Raw genomic sequence first — 17,824 nt, 5'->3', positions numbered from 1 at the left:
CAGAGGAATCTCAAAGAACCACGTTTGTAACATCAAGCGCAGTCGAGATATAAATAGGAAGCTCTAAAGTTTCAAAATGGATTCCGCATCAAGTGCGGAATGACAATAAAAAAACAAACACTATGGAAACAAACACCATACAAAGAACAAAACAAACACTTCAAAAAACAGAACGCATCTCAGGAAGCGAAGCTATCGTACGATGTCTATTAGCAGAAGGTGTAAAAACATTATACGGTTATCCTGGCGGCGCAATCATGCCTGTATATGACGAATTATACAAATATCAAGACAAAATTCATCATGTACTCACACGCCACGAACAAGGTGCAACACATGCGGCACAAGGATACGCAAGAATTTCAGGAGAAGTCGGTGTCGCAATGGCAACTTCAGGTCCTGGCGCAACAAACCTAATCACAGGAATTGCCGATGCACAAATCGATTCTACACCAATGGTGTGTATCACAGGGCAAGTCGCTTCACATTTGTTAGGAAGTGATGCATTTCAAGAAACGGATATTGTCGGAATTTCAACGCCAGTGACCAAATGGAACCATCAAATTACGAAAGCTTCTGAAATTCCAGAAGTCATGGCAAAAGCATTTTACATTGCCAAAAGTGGTCGTCCAGGGCCAGTTTTAATAGACATTACAAAAGATGCGCAATTTGAAGAATTTGACTTTTCATATGAAAAATGTACACATGTTCGGAGTTACAAAGCAATTCCTGATACGGATAAAAATGCTCTTAGCGCTGCTGCAGAATTAATAAATAACGCAAAAAAACCATTCGTAGTTTGGGGACAAGGCGTGATTTTGAGTGAAGCCGAACAAGAATTTAAAGCCTTTATAGAAAAAGCAGGAATTCCGTCTGCATGGACCATTTTAGGAGTTTCTGCAATTCCAACCGAACACCCGCTAAATGTCGGAATGGTAGGAATGCACGGAAACTATGCACCAAATGTACTCACAAACGAATGTGATGTATTAATCGCTATCGGAATGCGTTTTGACGATCGTGTAACGGGAAATCTTGCAACATATGCCAAACAAGCAAAAGTGATTCATTTTGAAATAGATCCTGCGGAAGTTGATAAAAATGTAAAAACAGATGTTGCTGTTCTTGGCGATGCAAAAGCAAGTTTAAAAGCAATTCTATCTTTAATTGATAAAAAATCACATACAGAATGGCATCAAAAATTCAAGGATTTATATGCTATTGAATATGAAAAAGTCATCAAAAACGATTTACATCCAACGAAAGAAGGATTGACAATGGGCGAAGTGATGAACGAAATCAACATCCAAAGCAAAGGCGAAGCAGCCATTGTTTCAGATGTTGGTCAACATCAAATGATTGCTTGTCGTTACGCCAATTTTAACCAAACAAAAAGCAACATTACTTCTGGCGGTTTAGGAACAATGGGATTTGGATTGCCAGCCGCAATTGGCGCAAAAATGGCAAAACCTGAACGCGAAGTAGTTTGTGTGTGTGGCGATGGTGGTTATCAAATGACGATTCAAGAATTAGGAACCATCTTTCAGCAAAAAGCAGCCGTAAAAATTGTGGTATTAAATAACGATTTCTTAGGAATGGTACGTCAGTGGCAACAATTATTTTTTGACAAACGTTACGCATCAACCGAAATGACAAACCCAGATTTTGTCGCCATTGCAAAAGGATATCATTTAAATGCACGACGTGTAACCAAACGAGAAGAATTAGCGGAAGCAGTTGCCGAAATGATGCAAAGCAAACAGGCGTATTTCCTAGAAGTTTGTGTAGAAAAAGAAGACAACGTATTTCCAATGATTCCAACAGGAGCATCGGTTTCAGACATACGATTGAGTTAGTAAAGATGAAAAGAACTTAGAAAATAGAATAAAGAACAAAGATGATTTTTTTAACTGAAATAAGTCTATTCTCTTTTTTCTATGCTCTGTAATCCTTTAAAAAATATGGAACAAGAAAGCAAACAATTTACGGTTTCGGTATACACTGAAAATAATATCGGATTGTTGAATAGAATTTCAGCAATATTCCAACGAAGACATATCAATATTGAAAGTATCAATTCGTCTGTTTCAGAAATTGAAAACGTTTCAAAATGGACAATTGTGGTCAATCTTTCGGAAGAACGAATGAAAAAAATCATCGGTCAGATTGAAAAACAAGTTGAAGTCATCAAAGCGTATTATCATACAGAAGAAGAAATCATTTATCAAGAATCAAGCATCTTTAAAATGAAATCTGATTTATTGTTTGATGAACGCCAAATTCAAAATATCATCAAAGACAGCAATGCGCGAATCGTCACGGTAAACAAACAATTTTTTGTCATAGAAAAATCAGGTCGCAAAGAAGAAATCGAACTATTATACAGAGAACTCAGCGTTTTCGGAATCATGCAATTTACACGTTCAGGACGCATTGCAGTTTCCAAAGAAGAAATGAAAATTTCAAATATGCTCAAAGCAATCAATCATTAATAAAAAGACTCAAGATCATAGAGTCAAGAATATAGATAAATCAAAGTCAAACATATAAAATAGTCATAGTGAGCGAAAATCTTGATTCTTTTAATCTTGGCTCCAGACTCTAAAAATAAAAATCATGTCAAACTATTTCAATACACTATCATTACGAGAACAACTCGCACAACTAGGAAAATGTAGATTTATGGACGCTTCCGAATTTGAAAACGGCGTCAATGCATTGAAAGACAAAAAAATAGTCATCGTTGGTTGTGGCGCACAAGGATTGAATCAAGGATTAAACATGCGCGATTCAGGCTTAGATATTTCATACGCATTACGTCAAGCAGCTATTGATGAAGAACGCAATTCATATCAAAATGCAACTTCACACGGTTTCAAAGTTGGAACCTATAAACAGTTGATTCCAACGGCAGATCTAGTCTTAAATCTTACACCAGACAAGCAACATACAAATGTGGTAAAAGCGGTGATGCCGTTACTAAAAAAAGGAGCAACCTTAAGTTATTCGCACGGTTTCAATATTGTAGAAGAAGGCACGCAAATTCGTGAAGATATCACGGTCATTATGGTTGCGCCAAAATGTCCAGGAACGGAAGTGCGTGAAGAATACAAACGTGGTTTTGGAGTGCCAACACTTATTGCGGTACATCCAGAAAATGATCCAGAAAACAAAGGTTGGGCACAAGCAAAAGCGTATGCAGTTGCAACAGGTGGACACAGAGCTGGTGTGTTAGCATCGTCGTTTATAGCTGAAGTAAAAAGTGATTTAATGGGCGAACAAACTATACTTTGTGGTGTGTTGCAAACAGGTTCAATTTTAGCTTTTGACAAAATGGTCGCTGATGGAATTGATGCTGATTATGCTGCAAAATTGATTCAACTAGGTTGGGAAACCATTACGGAAGCGTTGAAACATGGCGGAATTACCAATATGATGGATCGTTTATCAAATCCTGCAAAACTAAAAGCTTTTGAACTTTCAGAAGAATTAAAAACCATCATGAAACCATTATTTGAAAAACATATGGACGATATCATTTCGGGACATTTTTCAAAAACCATGATGGAAGATTGGGCAAATGATGATAAAAACTTACTCAAATGGCGTGCTGCAACAGGAGAAACTGCTTTTGAAAAAACGGCGTTGACAACGGATCATATTTCGGAACAAGAATACTTTGATCACGGAACCTTATTAGTCGCTTTTGTAAAATCGGGCGTAGAATTAGCATTTGAAACCATGGTAAGTGCCGGAATTATTGAAGATTCTGCTTATTACGAATCGTTGCACGAATTGCCATTAATTGCCAATACGATTGCGCGTAAAAAACTATTTGAAATGAATCGCGTAATTTCAGATACGGCAGAATACGGTTGTTACTTATTTGATCATGCGTGCAAACCGTTACTTGAAGATTTTATGAAAGACGTTTCTACGGAAGTAATTGGAAAACCATTTTCAAGTTCAAATGCAGTTGACAATTTAGATTTAATTACCGTAAATGATGCCATTCGAAATCACCCAATTGAAGCTGTTGGAAAACGACTCAGAGCAGCAATGACGGCGATGAAAACGATTAAAACAACTGTAAAAACGGAAAACCCTGTTGCGGTGTAGATTGTACGATTGTCATTTCGCACTTGATGCAGAATCTATTTTGGAACACTATAGATTCCTGCCTGCGCAGGAATGACAAAGCATACATCTAAATGACAATTAGAATAATGATGTCATATCGAGCGCAGTCGAGATATCTTTAAAATTTAAGATATACAATCGTCAGTTCGAGTGGTTTTTGGAGAAAAATTATATCAAGAACAATTAAAAATAATTATAAAACATACTTTGCAAACCACCACAAAAACATACGCTCCAACGTTGGCAGCCATTCAAAACGCTGCTAAAACACTCAAAGGTATTGCTTCGGTAACGCCTTTGAGTTACAACGATTACTATTCAAAACAATATGATTGTAATCTCTATTTAAAACGGGAAGATTTACAACAAGTGCGTTCGTATAAAATACGTGGTGCATATAATAAAATGGCTTCGTTGACTTCTGCACAAGTTGAAAACGAGATTGTATGTGCAAGTGCTGGAAATCATGCGCAAGGTGTAGCGTTGTCGTGTAAATTATTACAAATAAAAGGCACGATATTTATGCCAACACCAACGCCAAATCAGAAGATTGAACAAGTTAAAATGTTTGGCGAAAACTACGTTGAGGTGGTATTGATTGGCGATACATTTGACGATTCGTATCATGCGGCACTGGAACAATCAGAACGGTTGAACAAAACGTTTATTCACCCATTTAATGACGAAAAAGTGATTGAAGGACAAGCAACTATTGGTTTAGAAATACTAAATCAGCTTGAAACTCCAATTGATTATGTATTTGTTCCTGTTGGCGGTGGCGGATTATCTGCAGGATTGTCTTCAGTGTTCAAAATGTTATCTCCAAACACAAAAATAATTGGTGTAGAACCAAAAGGTGCACCTTCGATGTCTACATCAATTGAAAAAGATAGAAATACAACGTTAAAAAGTATTGAAAACTTTGTGGACGGCGCTGCTGTAAAACGTGTTGGCGATTTGAATTTTGCCATCTGTAAAGAAAATTTACACCAAATGAGTACGGTTGACGAAGGCAATGTGTGTCAAATAATTTTAGATTTATACAATCGGCAAGCAATTGTGGTTGAGCCTGCTGGAGCATTAAGTATAAGTGCATTATCGCAATATACTGATGAAATTAAAGGTAAAAATGTAGTATGTGTCATCAGTGGAAGCAACAATGATATTACCCGAACTGCCGAAATAAAAGAACGCGCATTATTATATGCCAATTTAAAACATTACTTCATTATCAAATTTCCACAACGTGCAGGTGCTTTGCGCGAATTTGTAGTGGAAATTTTAGGACCAACCGACGACATTACACATTTTGAATATACCAAAAAAACCAATCGTGAAAACGGTGCCGCAGTTGTAGGATTGCAATTGAAACATGCGGATGATTTAGATGCCTTGATCACAAAAATGAAATTGCGTAACTTTTATGGCGACTATTTAAATGACAAACCCGATTTATTTCAATTCTTAGTTTAAAAAAAACGTTATGAACATTCCCGAACAGTATCAAATTAAAGAAACCATTACTCAAAATACATATTTAGTAGACGGTAAATTAAAAGAATGGACAGGTGCAACATCCGAAGTATATTCTTTCATTTCTTCTACTGAAACCTATCAACCAACATTACTCGGAACCATTCCAACGTTAGGAGAAAATGAAGCGCTAGAAGCGTTAAATTCTGCCGTTAATGCCTATAACAAAGGACAAGGTTTGTGGCCAACGATGAAAGTTGTAGACCGAATTGCATGCATGGAAAAGTTTGTGGAACAAATGAAAACCAAACGCGATGCAATTGTAAAGCTTTTAATGTGGGAAATAGGGAAAAACTTAGCCGATTCTGAAAAAGAATTTGATAGAACTGTTGAATACATTTACGACACCATCGAAGATTACACACAAATGGATCGTGATAGTGCTAAGTTTGAAAAACATGGTGGCGTAAATGCGCATATTCGTCGTGGACCATTAGGCGTTGTATTATGTCTCGGACCTTATAATTATCCGCTAAACGAAACTTTTGCCTTGTTGATTCCTGCCATTATTATGGGAAATACTACCATTTTCAAGCCTGCAAAATTTGGAGTTTTATTACTTTCTCCATTATTGGAAGCGTTTCAAAATAGCTTTCCAAAAGGCGTTGTCAATATTATCTACGGACGTGGAAGAACCGTTGCGTCGCCCATTATGAAAGATGGTCGTGTAGATGTTTTGGCTTTAATAGGAAACAGTAAATCTGCCAATGCTTTGCAAAGTGTGCATCCAAAAAGTAACCGTTTGCGAATGGTATTAGGTTTGGAAGCGAAAAATCCGGCAATTGTACTGAAAGATGCCGATTTAGATTTAGCTATTAGCGAATGTATTGCAGGAACCACTTCGTTCAATGGGCAACGTTGTACGGCGTTGAAAGTATTATATGTGCATGAAGCAATTGTGGACGAATTTAACAAGCGTTTTTCTGAAAAAGTAGATGCGTTGCAATTTGGAAATCCTTGGGAAGCTGGCGCAAAATTAACACCATTGCCTGAACCTGATAAACCTGCATACATACAAGAATTGATTGATGATGCTACCGAAAAAGGTGCAAAAATCATTAATAAAAAAGGCGGAGAAACAACCGAAAACTATATTTTTCCAGCAGTTTTATATCCTGTTACAAAAGATATGCGTGTGTACGAAGAAGAGCAATTTGGACCTGTCATTCCAGTCATTTCTTTTTCAGATATTGAAGAACCTTTGGATGATATGGCAGCTTCCAACTACGGTCAGCAAGTAAGTTTGTTTGGAAAAGATGTAAATACCTTAGCGCCGTTGATTGATACATTGGTCAACTTGGTATGTCGTGTAAACTTAAACAGTTCGTGTCAGCGTGGACCAGATGTATATCCGTTTACGGGAAGAAAAGATTCTGCGGTAGCCACATTAAGTGTGCATGATGCGTTGCGTTCGTTTTCAATCAGAACCTTTGTGGCTTCAAAAGACAACGAGTATAACAATGCAATTTTAACGGAATTATTACAAACTAGAGCTTCCAATTTTGTAAGTACGGATTATATTCTGTAGACAGAGCGTAATTCAATATGAAATCAACCGTAAATGTCTAAAAATCTAATAATCCAACAATCCAATACTCCAATACTCCAAGCAAGTCCAAATTACTTTTTAAAAGGAGAATGTTCTTTAAAAGATTTTATCTTGATATTTTTAATGAAAGGTCGCATTGCAGCGTTCAAAAGTGGTTTTTTGTGACGAATGTAGCAGGTCAAATCTTGTGGTTTCGCGCCAAGCGTACTTTTAATTTCAGAAGCTGTTCTTCCCAAATTGATCCGTTTTGCACCATGCTCAATTCCGATTCGTACATAATCATTTAAAATGCGCGGATAAATACCGTATTGTTTATTCAGTGAATAATCTAACCCAATAAAATGTGCATCAAAGTTTTCCTGATTTACCATAGCTGACAAGAAACCTACTAATTTGTCGTCTAAGAAATATCCTTTTACAATAAATTGATCGCCGTAGCTTTCTTTTAAATGTGTGTATGTATTTAAATTTAATACTTGCGCATTGAAATTTGCGTTTGCAATCGTGTTTTCATACAAGGCTTGCAATTCACTTTTGTAATGCTCAACTTCTTGTGCTGTAAATCGTTTTACGACTAACTTTTCACTTTTACTATCCGCTTTGTTCGCTTTGACTCTATATTTCGATTTTAAAGCATTTTTATAATCATCAAAAGATTTCCATTCAGGTTGCAGCGTAATAATCATATTGGGCTCCACGTTCATGGGTATATACTTATAATCTTGTAATTGATCGGTAAGTTGTAAGGACGATTTTTTAAAGTCTTTCACAAAAACAGCTTGTAACTTTTTCGTTTCTTTCATCAACTTTTTCAAAGCTTTTGCCAATGCGTGAAACATCTCATTCAAATCTTCGCCTTCTTTGATAAACGTTCCGTATTCGCCACTCAAAAATACATTTCCACAAAACATAATTCGCGGCGTACTATTGCAAAACAAACTATTAATTCGTTTTTTAAACGTATCAGAAATCTTAATATTTTGTGTAATGGTTTCTATTGGAATCGTTACCAATTGTGTAATGGCAAAGGCAGTCGCTTCTTGTTTTTCGTTGACAATCACAATATATCTGCATACAATATCATCATTTGCAATTTCGTAAGCATGCAAAAATTCAGGTGTATAATAGGTGTTTTTTGTACAATGTAATTGTTGCCAATATTCTTTTGGAATATCGTTTACGGCATTAAAAAAAAGTGCTTTTGTAGTACTCATGTAGTCACTTTGGCTTTGTTCATTGAAACGAGATAGACTCCTGCAAAAATCAACGAAGCCGCTACAATTTTAATGAAATTTAGGGAATCGCTCCCCATAATTACAGCAAAAATTCCTGCAATTACAGGTTGAATGTACAAAAATGTACTCACTGTAGACGCTTTTAACTGTCGCAATGCTAACGGATTTAGTAAGTAGGTCGCAAAAGTAGCCCCTATAATTACAAATACTACTTCAAAAATAATATACGGTGAAAATAGAGTCCAATCGACAGCTTCTAATTCTGAAAATCCAAACGGCAATACCAAGAAACTTCCAAACAAAAATAACCACTTGATAAAGGTAAACGGATGATATTTTACACTTAATTTTTTAATGATAATGATGTAAATACTATACGAAACGGCATTGATGAATACGAGAAAATTTCCAAGCAAAATATTGTCTGAACCTCCAGCAGATTTTCCATACACGCTCAGCACAACAGCGCCCGAAAGTCCTAAGATAATTCCAACTACTTTTTTAGGAATAATTTTTTCTTTGAGAAAAATGGCAGACATAATCAAAACCAAAATTGGCACAACTACCATAATTACCGAAGCGTGAATTGGTGTTGTATATTTGAGTCCTTTAAAAAAGGTAAGCATGTTGAGCGCAATTCCGAAAATAGCTGCAAAAAAGAACGTGAGATAATCTTTTCGATCTATTTTTTCTTTAGGAGCAAAAATGCTAAATACCCAAAATAAAATGGCAGCTCCAACAACGCGTAATAAGATGAATCCGAAAGGTTTTATATAACCACCTTTCAAAACATCGGATGCAAACGTAAAGGTAACGCCATAAAAGACTTGCACCATAAAGGCAGCAACAAACGCAAAACTTTTTTTAGGCATCATTACGAAATGGCTTCTTTGGCGGCTGCAACTGTTTTAGCGGAGTTTCCAATGAAAATTTTATCATCAACAATCATCACAGGACGCTTCAAAAACGTATAATGTTCTAAAATATACTTTTTATAATCTTCTTCCGTTAAGTTCTGATTCTTTAAATCTTTTTCCTTGTACAAACGCGCACGTTTGCTAAACAATGCTTCATAACTTCCCGCAAGTGCGTGCATTTCTTCCAATTGTTTTTCAGTAATGGCTTCTTCCTTAATTCCTTGAAGAATAACATCTGAAGTAGGTTGAATTTCCTTTAAAATGCGCTGACACGTATTACACGTTTGTAAATGATATATTTTCTTCACAGATTTAAAATTTAAAAAGATAAAATGAATGTGTTGTAAAATTGCTACAAAGAAAATTCATTTCGACTAAAAAATACTACTTTTAAGAAAAATAAAACAATTACATTCGCCCTTTCTAGCAAACATCTCACTATGGACTATTTTCTAATTACCACAATACTTGTTTCACTAGCGGCAGGTTTTGGCTACATTAATGTACGCTTTCTAAAACTTCCCAATACAATTGGTTTAATGCTAATTACCATTGTATTTACACTTGCGGTATTTGGATTGAGTTATATTGATGATACGCTGTTAAATGCTGAAAAATACATCATTACACAAATAGATTTTAAAAGTGTTTTACTAGACGTAATGCTGAGTTTTCTGCTCTTTGCAGGCGCATTGCACACCAATTTTGAACAATTGAAAGTACAACGTTGGCCGGTATTAATCTTTGCAACATTAGGTGTGTTGGCATCTACATTTTTGGTCGGAATAGTCATGTATTATGTATTACTACTCACAGGATTAGAAGTAAACTTTATCTATTGTTTGCTTTTTGGAGCGTTGATTTCCCCGACAGATCCAATTGCAGTATTAGGAATCTTGAAAAAAGCAGGCGTTCCCAAAAAACTAGAAGTAAAAATTGTAGGCGAATCGCTATTTAATGATGGTGTCGGCGTGGTTATTTTCTTAACCATATTTCAAATTGCTTCATCAGGATCGGGAAATGTAAGTGTGGCAGATGTTGCAAAACTATTCGGTTTAGAAGTACTTGGCGGCATTGCTTTAGGAGGTTTTTTAGGTTGGATAACCTACCGATTATTAAAATCAATTGATGATTACGATATAGAAGTGATCATTACCTTGGCAACCGTAATGGCAGGAACGGCAATTGCACACAAACTGCATGTTTCAGCACCTTTAGCCATGGTTACTGCTGGATTAATTGTTGGAAACGACACAGTACGCGGATCGGCAATGTCAGAAGTCACAGAAACCTACGTAGACAAATTTTGGGAACTCATCGACATCTTACTCAACACTGTTTTATTTGTATTAATAGGAATGGAAATGCTAGTCATTGCATTTGAAGCAACCTATATTATTGCAGGATTAATTGCCATTCCGATTGTATTGGCATGCAGATACGTATCGTTGCTATTTCCAATCAAATTCTTTGAAAAACGACTCGATTTTGTCCCGAAAACCAATCTTATCATGACGTGGGGCGGATTGCGTGGCGGAATTTCCATCGCATTAGCGTTAGGACTCACTGCTGAAATGCATCGTGATTTATTTCTAGTAATTACCTATGTTGTAGTTGTGTTTTCAATTCTCGTACAAGGATTAACGGTTGGAACGTTGGTGAAGAAGGTAAAGGGAGATTGATAATAAACATTCAATATGTAAATTAAAAAATTGATGATGAAAAATTTAACGAAAGAATCCATATTGGCTATAATTGAAAAAAAAGATACTGTTTTACTAGCAACGCAAAAGAAGGTTTGTCTTCCAATTATCAATAGAATTTATCAAAAAATGAAATATGGAATTAAATTTGATGATATAAAGGTATGTGGCGCATTAGTTATTGATGGACATCATAGATATATATGTTCACTTCTAGTAAATATAGATATAGATCGTGCTAAATCTTCAAAAACAAGTGCAACAGTTGCTTTCAATTGGCAAGATGTAGAGTTTGTCGAAGAAGAATGGGATACGGAAGATAAAATTAAGCAGTTGAATGAGTTAGATGCTGACTTTAATAACATGTCCATTGAGGAAATAACGGAAATTATAAAATAATTAAGTAAATTTACAATATGTTACTGTATTTAGACATAGATGGCGTAATGGTTCCTGCGAACTCTTGGAGAAAACCTGAAATATTAGAAGATGGTTTTCCAGCGTTTAGTACTATGGCTATAAAATCTCTCAATAAAATTATTTCTAATACAAGTGCTACTATTGTTCTAACGACTTCGCATAAGCATACATATTCTTTAAATGAATGGTGTACTATTTTTAATCGAAGAGATATTTCTATTCAGGAGATAGGTAGACTTCCAAAAAACACAAATCATTTAAACAGAAAAGACGAATTGATACGCTGGTTTAATGCTTCTCGATCAAAAGATAAATTTATAATAATTGATGATGATAAATCGTTAAACGCATTGCCCAAAAATCTAAAAGAAAAGTTAATACAAACTAGTGGTTCTGTTGGCTTAACAGACTATTTAGCAGATGAAGCACTAGATAAGATCCAAAAACTAGAATTAACTACGAATTAACTACATATTCTGTTTCAAAATACTAAAAAGGTGACTTAGAGAATTTAACTAATGTCACTTTTTTTATGAACAATAGTTACAATGTAAGAACCAATCACACAAAACGACAAAACGCTCGGCAATACTTTCAAAAAATAGTGAATTAATGTAACTTGCCAACTTATTAAATGAAGGAACTTATGCAAGAAGCTAACGTGCTCAATTATATAAAAGCTGTACTAGAAAACATACCAAATAATTGGATAGGTCTAACGACGCATCGTTTAGATATTTACACAGAAAAACTAGCAAAAACTGAATTTTTAGAAGCTTTTGAAAACTTATATAAAGCCAACAATTCAGATGCTTCCGCTTTGAGCGAATTGCCAACTGCATACGACTATATCCGATTGGGACATCCTTTATCGTGCGTGTTAGAATGGGGAATTGCAAAAATGCACAACTTAAAACCTGAAAATGTAATTAGTTTTGCTTCCAAAGTGACACCGATTTTAGCAGTTTTACGAAAAAATCTGTTAGATGGCAAACAAACACAAATCGTATATACAGATACATTGCCAGCTTCTTTTGATGCGGAAACCATCAAAAAAGTATACGGATATACATTTGAACTAAAAAAAATAGAAAATATCACGGCAATCCCTGAATTTGATGGAAGCACAATTTTGGTTTCAGCACGAGAAAGTATTGCTAACTATCCGCTACATTCAAACATTGACTTTTTAATCAATACACACGGAAACCTGGGAAGTGTATTACTTGTCAATGGCACACACAATGAAAGTTATATTTCTGCTATTCAACATGTACGACGAAGAGAAACGGTTGCAATGACACCTATAAACTGTTTGACAGCTTTAAAATCGCTGGCAACAACAGCTTCTTTTATAATTGAAAAAAACAATGTGGAAGCCGACAAAGCACAAGTTGTCGATTTAATCAAAACAATTAATGGTGTGCAAACGAAAGCTTTAGTAGGTTCTAGTGGATTATCTATTCAATATGCCATTATGATGGGATTGGTGCATGACGCGCTTGAAAATCATCCAGGAAAAGATATCAAATTTATTGTTCCTCCAAATTGTTACGGTGGTACAAACGATCAGGCACGACGTGTTGCTGCTTGTATTGAAAATGTAGCCATTGTCGATTTACCGGTTGATGGCGATAATGATATGGTAAAAAGTGTACACAATGTGTTACAAAACGTAGCACAAGAAGATGCTATTCCATACATCATTGCGGAAATTCCAACAAATCCACGCGTAGAAGTTCCAGAATTAGAAAAACTAAAAGAAGCGTTGGAACAAGAACGAAAAACAGCAACGGGCGAAACAGCAATTGCTCCTGTATTTATCTTAGATCAAACCTTTTGTCCTAATGTACATTTCTTGGGAGAAGGCAAAACATTTGCGGGAATTCGTGCCATTTCGTATGCAAGCGGATCAAAATTTCCAAGTGGCGGATTGTGTACCGCAGGTTATTGTATAGGAAACGAAAAAGCAACTTCTTTAGTGGAAAAGATCGAAGTCCATTTGACACTTTGTGATAACGAAGCTACGATAGCACAGTATGAAATCTTAGCGCAGCAATTGCCTTCTATGAATCAGCGTATTCACGATGCATATGTAAACACACGCGAATTTGTAAATTACATTCAAGAAGTATTGCCAGAAGCGAAAATTAACTTTGTTTCTTCAGCATTGGCAAGTCAAGGATTTACGCCATCGGTTTTTTCATTAGACCTTCCAACGAAAGGCGATACTGAAGAAGAAAAAGAAGCGTACAAGCGAAAACTAAATCATAAACTCATCAAGTTAATGATTACGGAAATTCCTGAAGAAAGCAAATATTGTGTAAGTTACGGGCAACTAAAAGGTTGCTATTGGACAATTCCTGCAACGTCTACACAAGGAACGACAAAAGAAGGCGATAAAGATTACATTGCCCGCGTATCACTTTCTGCAAATATGGATTTAGAAAAACACAAAGCCGTTTTTAATGATTTTGTAAAAAGTATTTAAAAAACTAAAATTCTATCGCTAGCGCAAGCTTATAACTTACGCTAGAATTTATAAATGTTTTTAAATTATTCATTGGCACGCGTTACAAACGCGCGCTGGCAGTGGAAGTGATGATAAATTAACGAGTTAACGTCAAACTGAACTTGATTCAGTTTCACATAACAGTAAGAAAATATATGTGAGACCCTGAATAAAGTTCAGGGTGACGAAGTAATATACATTGCTAGCGGAATTTTGAGAAGGTATAAACCTATTTTCAAATGCCCAAACCGTCGCATCGCTAGCGCAAGTTTGCAACTTGTGCCGTCAAACAAGCTAAACTATTTCGAATTATCTTCTTATCGCTAACACGAGTTTGTAGTTTACGCTAGAAATTTATAAATGTTTTTAATTTATGCATTGGCACGCGTTACAAACGCGCGCTAGCTGTGACGAAGTAATATACATTGCTAGCGTAAGTTTGAGAAGGTATAAACCTATTTTCAAATGCCCAAACCGTCGCATCGCTAGCGCAAGTTTGCAACGAGTGCCGTCAAACAAGCTAAACTATTTCGAATTATCTTCTTATCGCTAATGCGAGTTTGTAATTTACGCTAGAAATTTATAAATGTTTTTAGTTTTTGTATTGGCACGCGTTACAAACGCGCGCTAGCTGTAAATTCAACAGGCTAAAAATTCTGTTCCGATTTCACATAAAAATCTTCATCAATTTCAACAGAACTAATCTCAGAATTTACCGTTTTTGTTTGCCACGAAGTCGTTGGTGTTAACCATGTTGCTTGTCCGTTAATCAATACGTTTACCTTCATGTCAAAATGATCTACACAATTTCGCCAACGGTATTTTAATACATTATTTTCAATAGTATACGATAAAATAGGAATCGTTGTCGCTCGCAAATACTGATCAAACACAGAAGACAAGTCTATCCCTGATTTCTCAGAAATATAATTCTCAATCTGTGCCGTCGTGACCGTTTGATGGTAAAAATCTTTGTTCAGTCCACGCAAAATAGTTCGCCATGTTCTATCGTTATCAATAATCTGACGAATAGTATGTAACATATTTGCACCTTTATAATACATATCGCCCGAACCTGCTTTATTTACATTATAAACTCCGATAATTGGTGTGTTATTTTGAATACTTCTACGGGTTCCAATAACATATTCCGCACTTGCTGCTGTGCCATAAAAATAATCCAAAAACAAATTCTCAGAATACGCCGTAAAACTCTCATGAATCCACATATCAGCAATATCAATATTGGTAATATTATTGGCAAACCATTCATGACCCGATTCGTGTACAATAATAAAATCGAACTTCATTCCCCAACCTGTTTTGCTCAAATCAGAACCTCTGTACCCGTTTTTATATCCATTACCATAGGTTACCGAACTTTGATGTTCCATACCCAAATAAGGTGCTTCCACCAACTTGTAACTATCTTCATAAAACGGATACGGACCAAACCAATATTCAAAAGCTTCCATCGTGCGTTTGGCATCTGCAAACTGTACTTTTGCTTTGGCTAAGTTATCGCGTAACACATAATAATCCATATCCAATATACCGTTTTCGCCTTTGTATTCTTCGCCAAAATGTACATAATCGCCAATATTAATATTTACGCCATAATTATTTATCGGGTTTTGCACATTCCAATGATAGGTTTTCGTGGTTGCGTTGCGTTCTTCAACCTTTACCAAACGACCATTTGACACATTCATCAAATTTTTCGGAACCGTTACGCTCATCTTCATACTATCTACTTCATCATACATATGATCTTTACACGGCCACCAAATACTTGCGCCCAATCCTTGACAGGACGAAGCTATAAACGGCAATCCGTTAGCATCTTCTTTCCACGTAATACCGCCATCCCAAGGTGGACGTTTCGCTACTTTGGGTTTTCCTTCGTAGAATACTTTTACACTATATAATTCTCCTATTTTTTGCGCTTCCGCGAGATGGATAAAGTGTGCATTTCCATCATGTGTAACTTCTAATTCGGTACCATTCTGAACTACTTTTGTTATTTGTAAAGGCGGTTGCAGATCTATTTGAAGCGTCTCGTTGTGCGACGAAAGTACTTTATATTGAATTGTATTGCTTCCTGAAATTGTTTGTTCACTTGGTTTTACTTCAATATCCAAATGATAATGTGTCAAATCCCACCAAGCGCGTTCGGGCGTTATAGAACCACGCAAAGTATCTTGCTTCGTAAAATTTTGTGCAACTACTTGCGTGCAAACTAAAAGTAGTAAACCCACAAGAAGTGTAATAGAATTGTTATTTTTATACATCATTTACACTAAAAAATTAAGTATTTATAAAGGTACATTTATAATTGGAAAATGAACAAGTGAAACGAAAATTTGTATCCTACTAGCATAAGAAAAACATATGAAATTCAACACCAAAACTATTCACGGAGGACAAAAGCCTGATGAAGCTTATGGAGCCGTGATGCCACCAATTTACCAAACATCAACCTACGCACAAAGTACGCCAGGCGGACACAAAGGTTTTGAATACTCACGGTCGCAAAATCCTACACGAACGGCTTTAGAAAATGGTTTGGCAAGTATTGAAAACGGAAACTACGGATTGGCATTCGGATCGGGTTTGGCGGCAATTGATGCGGTTTTAAAACTTTTAAAATTTGGCGATGAGGTAATTACGACCAACGATTTATACGGAGGAACATATCGGCTTTTTACCAAAATATTTGAAAACTATGGTGTAAAATTTCATTTTATAGGAATGGAAAATGCCTCGAATATTGAAGCGTATATCAATGAAAATACAAAGTTAATTTGGGTAGAAACGCCAACGAATCCCATGATGAATATTATTGATATTGAAGCAACTGCAATTATTGCTCAAAAGCATCTGTTGATGTTAGCAGTGGATAATACATTTGCAACACCGTACCTGCAAAGACCTTTAGATTTGGGTGCAGACATTGTAATGCATTCGGCCACTAAATACATTGGCGGACATAGTGACATCGTTTTAGGAGCTTTGGTGGTAAAAGACAAAGAAATTGCAGACAAACTCTACTTTATTCAAAAAGCAAGTGGCGCTATTTGCGGACCTATGGATAGTTTTTTAGCGTTAAGAGGAATGAAAACCTTGCATGTACGTATGCAACGTCATTGTGAAAACGGAAAAGCTGTGGCTGAATATTTGGCGAAGCATCCAAAAGTAGAAAAAGTGTATTGGCCAGGTTTTGAAGACCATCCAAATCATGATATTACGAAACAACAAATGGACGATTTTGGAGGAATGATTTCATTTGTAGCAAAGGGAAATAACTATGAAGAAGCCATTAAAATTGTAGAAAACTTAAAAGTATTTACGTTGGCAGAATCTTTAGGCGGTGTAGAATCGTTGGCAGGTCATCCAGCAAGTATGACGCATGGTAGTATTCCAAAAGCGGAACGCGAAAAAGTTGGTGTGGTCGATTCGCTAATTAGACTCAGTGTCGGAATTGAAGATATTGACGACTTATTGGAAGATTTGGCGCAGGCATTAGGTTAATATTGAGATGTGAGTATTGAGAATTAAGAAGACTTCTTGTTGCTTTTTATCAAGAAAAAAGACAACAATTTACATATGGAAGTCTATTTTATAGTAAAAAGTATCCAAGTTTAAATTTTTAATAATCAGTACTTTAATAATTAATTTACTTCGAAAAATCCAGAGATCACGAGTTTAAAATTCAAAGAAAAAACAGTTCGGAATCGCAAACTGAGGTAACAACACGTTACTCCTTAGCTCAAAATCTGAGTACATGAACACAATTTACTGTGCACAAGTGCTTA

14 protein-coding genes are annotated in these 17,824 nt (G+C 35.9%); 10 read left to right on the top strand and 4 right to left on the bottom strand.

Going from position 1 to position 17,824, the window contains the following annotated elements:
- Nucleotides 1–122 precede the first annotated feature (122 nt).
- The 5 genes from ilvB (at nucleotide 123) to AA089_RS00135 (ending at nucleotide 7,201) form a co-directional block, all read left to right on the top strand.
- Nucleotides 123–1,856 (top strand): biosynthetic-type acetolactate synthase large subunit, encoded by a 1,734-nt coding sequence (gene ilvB, locus AA089_RS00155; RefSeq protein ID WP_046754880.1) that lies wholly within the window; start codon nucleotides 123–125, stop codon nucleotides 1,854–1,856.
- 105 nt (nucleotides 1,857–1,961) lie between these two features.
- Entirely contained in the window at nucleotides 1,962–2,492 is a 531-nt protein-coding gene (ilvN, locus tag AA089_RS00150) for an acetolactate synthase small subunit (RefSeq protein WP_046754879.1), read from the top strand.
- 124 nt (nucleotides 2,493–2,616) lie between these two features.
- Entirely contained in the window at nucleotides 2,617–4,119 is a 1,503-nt protein-coding gene (gene ilvC / locus AA089_RS00145) for a ketol-acid reductoisomerase (protein ID WP_046754878.1), read from the top strand.
- A gap of 228 nt (nucleotides 4,120–4,347) precedes the next feature.
- On the top strand, nucleotides 4,348–5,613 hold the full coding sequence (gene ilvA / locus AA089_RS00140) for a threonine ammonia-lyase IlvA (RefSeq protein ID WP_046755007.1): 1,266 nt from the start codon (nucleotides 4,348–4,350) through the stop codon (nucleotides 5,611–5,613).
- A gap of 10 nt (nucleotides 5,614–5,623) precedes the next feature.
- A complete protein-coding gene (locus tag AA089_RS00135; protein ID WP_046754877.1) occupies nucleotides 5,624–7,201 on the top strand; it encodes an NADP-dependent glyceraldehyde-3-phosphate dehydrogenase in 1,578 nt (525 codons plus the stop codon).
- Nucleotides 7,202–7,293: 92 nt separating this feature from the next.
- Here AA089_RS00135 and AA089_RS00130 read toward each other — a convergent pair whose 3' ends face one another.
- From AA089_RS00130 to AA089_RS00120, 3 genes are read right to left on the bottom strand one after another with little or no spacing between them, the layout of a single operon-like run.
- The gene (locus tag AA089_RS00130; protein WP_046754876.1) at nucleotides 7,294–8,436 is read right to left on the bottom strand and encodes a peptidogalycan biosysnthesis protein; all 1,143 of its coding nucleotides are present in this window, start codon (nucleotides 8,434–8,436) and stop codon (nucleotides 7,294–7,296) included.
- Entirely contained in the window at nucleotides 8,433–9,332 is a 900-nt protein-coding gene (locus AA089_RS00125; protein WP_394334122.1) for a DMT family transporter, read from the bottom strand. Before AA089_RS00125 ends, AA089_RS00130 begins: the two co-directional genes overlap by 4 nt.
- A complete protein-coding gene (locus AA089_RS00120; RefSeq protein WP_046754875.1) occupies nucleotides 9,332–9,682 on the bottom strand; it encodes an arsenate reductase family protein in 351 nt (116 codons plus the stop codon). Before AA089_RS00120 ends, AA089_RS00125 begins: the two co-directional genes overlap by 1 nt.
- Nucleotides 9,683–9,814: 132 nt before the next feature.
- On the opposite strand from AA089_RS00120, the gene AA089_RS00115 reads away from it, so the two are divergent.
- The 4 genes from AA089_RS00115 (at nucleotide 9,815) to AA089_RS00100 (ending at nucleotide 13,988) form a co-directional block, all read left to right on the top strand.
- Entirely contained in the window at nucleotides 9,815–11,056 is a 1,242-nt protein-coding gene (locus AA089_RS00115) for a cation:proton antiporter (RefSeq protein WP_046754874.1), read from the top strand.
- A gap of 33 nt (nucleotides 11,057–11,089) precedes the next feature.
- Nucleotides 11,090–11,476, top strand: coding sequence for a hypothetical protein (locus tag AA089_RS00110; protein ID WP_162200395.1), 387 nt, complete (start codon nucleotides 11,090–11,092; stop codon nucleotides 11,474–11,476).
- A 17-nt stretch (nucleotides 11,477–11,493) separates the two neighbouring features.
- A complete protein-coding gene (locus AA089_RS00105) occupies nucleotides 11,494–11,964 on the top strand; it encodes an HAD domain-containing protein (RefSeq protein ID WP_046754872.1) in 471 nt (156 codons plus the stop codon).
- Nucleotides 11,965–12,143: 179 nt separating this feature from the next.
- Nucleotides 12,144–13,988 carry a PLP-dependent aminotransferase family protein gene (locus AA089_RS00100; protein WP_046755005.1) on the top strand — a complete coding sequence of 615 codons (1,845 nt, stop codon included), beginning with the start codon at nucleotides 12,144–12,146 and terminating at the stop codon, nucleotides 13,986–13,988.
- A 668-nt stretch (nucleotides 13,989–14,656) separates the two neighbouring features.
- On the opposite strand, the gene AA089_RS00095 is transcribed toward AA089_RS00100, so the two are convergent.
- Nucleotides 14,657–16,303, bottom strand: a complete 1,647-nt coding sequence (locus AA089_RS00095; protein ID WP_046754871.1) for a M1 family metallopeptidase — start codon at nucleotides 16,301–16,303, stop codon at nucleotides 14,657–14,659.
- 97 nt (nucleotides 16,304–16,400) lie between these two features.
- Between AA089_RS00095 and AA089_RS00090 the strand changes: the two genes are divergently transcribed.
- Nucleotides 16,401–17,540, top strand: coding sequence for a cystathionine gamma-synthase (locus tag AA089_RS00090; protein WP_046754870.1), 1,140 nt, complete (start codon nucleotides 16,401–16,403; stop codon nucleotides 17,538–17,540).
- Nucleotides 17,541–17,824: the final 284 nt, after the last annotated feature.

Source organism: Kordia jejudonensis (assembly GCF_001005315.1).
Taxonomy (GTDB): domain Bacteria; phylum Bacteroidota; class Bacteroidia; order Flavobacteriales; family Flavobacteriaceae; genus Kordia; species Kordia jejudonensis.
This window is presented reverse-complemented; position numbering and strand designations above follow the sequence as displayed.

Coding starts and splice junctions, on each gene's coding strand:
- ilvB (WP_046754880.1), top strand. CDS start 123: ATGGAAACAAACACCATACAAAGAACAAAACAAACACTTCAAAAAACA.
- ilvN (WP_046754879.1), top strand. CDS start 1,962: ATGGAACAAGAAAGCAAACAATTTACGGTTTCGGTATACACTGAAAAT.
- ilvC (WP_046754878.1), top strand. CDS start 2,617: ATGTCAAACTATTTCAATACACTATCATTACGAGAACAACTCGCACAA.
- AA089_RS00135 (WP_046754877.1), top strand. CDS start 5,624: ATGAACATTCCCGAACAGTATCAAATTAAAGAAACCATTACTCAAAAT.
- AA089_RS00130 (WP_046754876.1), bottom strand. CDS start 8,436: ATGAGTACTACAAAAGCACTTTTTTTTAATGCCGTAAACGATATTCCA.
- AA089_RS00125 (WP_394334122.1), bottom strand. CDS start 9,332: ATGATGCCTAAAAAAAGTTTTGCGTTTGTTGCTGCCTTTATGGTGCAA.
- AA089_RS00115 (WP_046754874.1), top strand. CDS start 9,815: ATGGACTATTTTCTAATTACCACAATACTTGTTTCACTAGCGGCAGGT.
- AA089_RS00110 (WP_162200395.1), top strand. CDS start 11,090: ATGATGAAAAATTTAACGAAAGAATCCATATTGGCTATAATTGAAAAA.
- AA089_RS00105 (WP_046754872.1), top strand. CDS start 11,494: ATGTTACTGTATTTAGACATAGATGGCGTAATGGTTCCTGCGAACTCT.
- AA089_RS00100 (WP_046755005.1), top strand. CDS start 12,144: ATGCAAGAAGCTAACGTGCTCAATTATATAAAAGCTGTACTAGAAAAC.
- AA089_RS00095 (WP_046754871.1), bottom strand. CDS start 16,303: ATGATGTATAAAAATAACAATTCTATTACACTTCTTGTGGGTTTACTA.
- AA089_RS00090 (WP_046754870.1), top strand. CDS start 16,401: ATGAAATTCAACACCAAAACTATTCACGGAGGACAAAAGCCTGATGAA.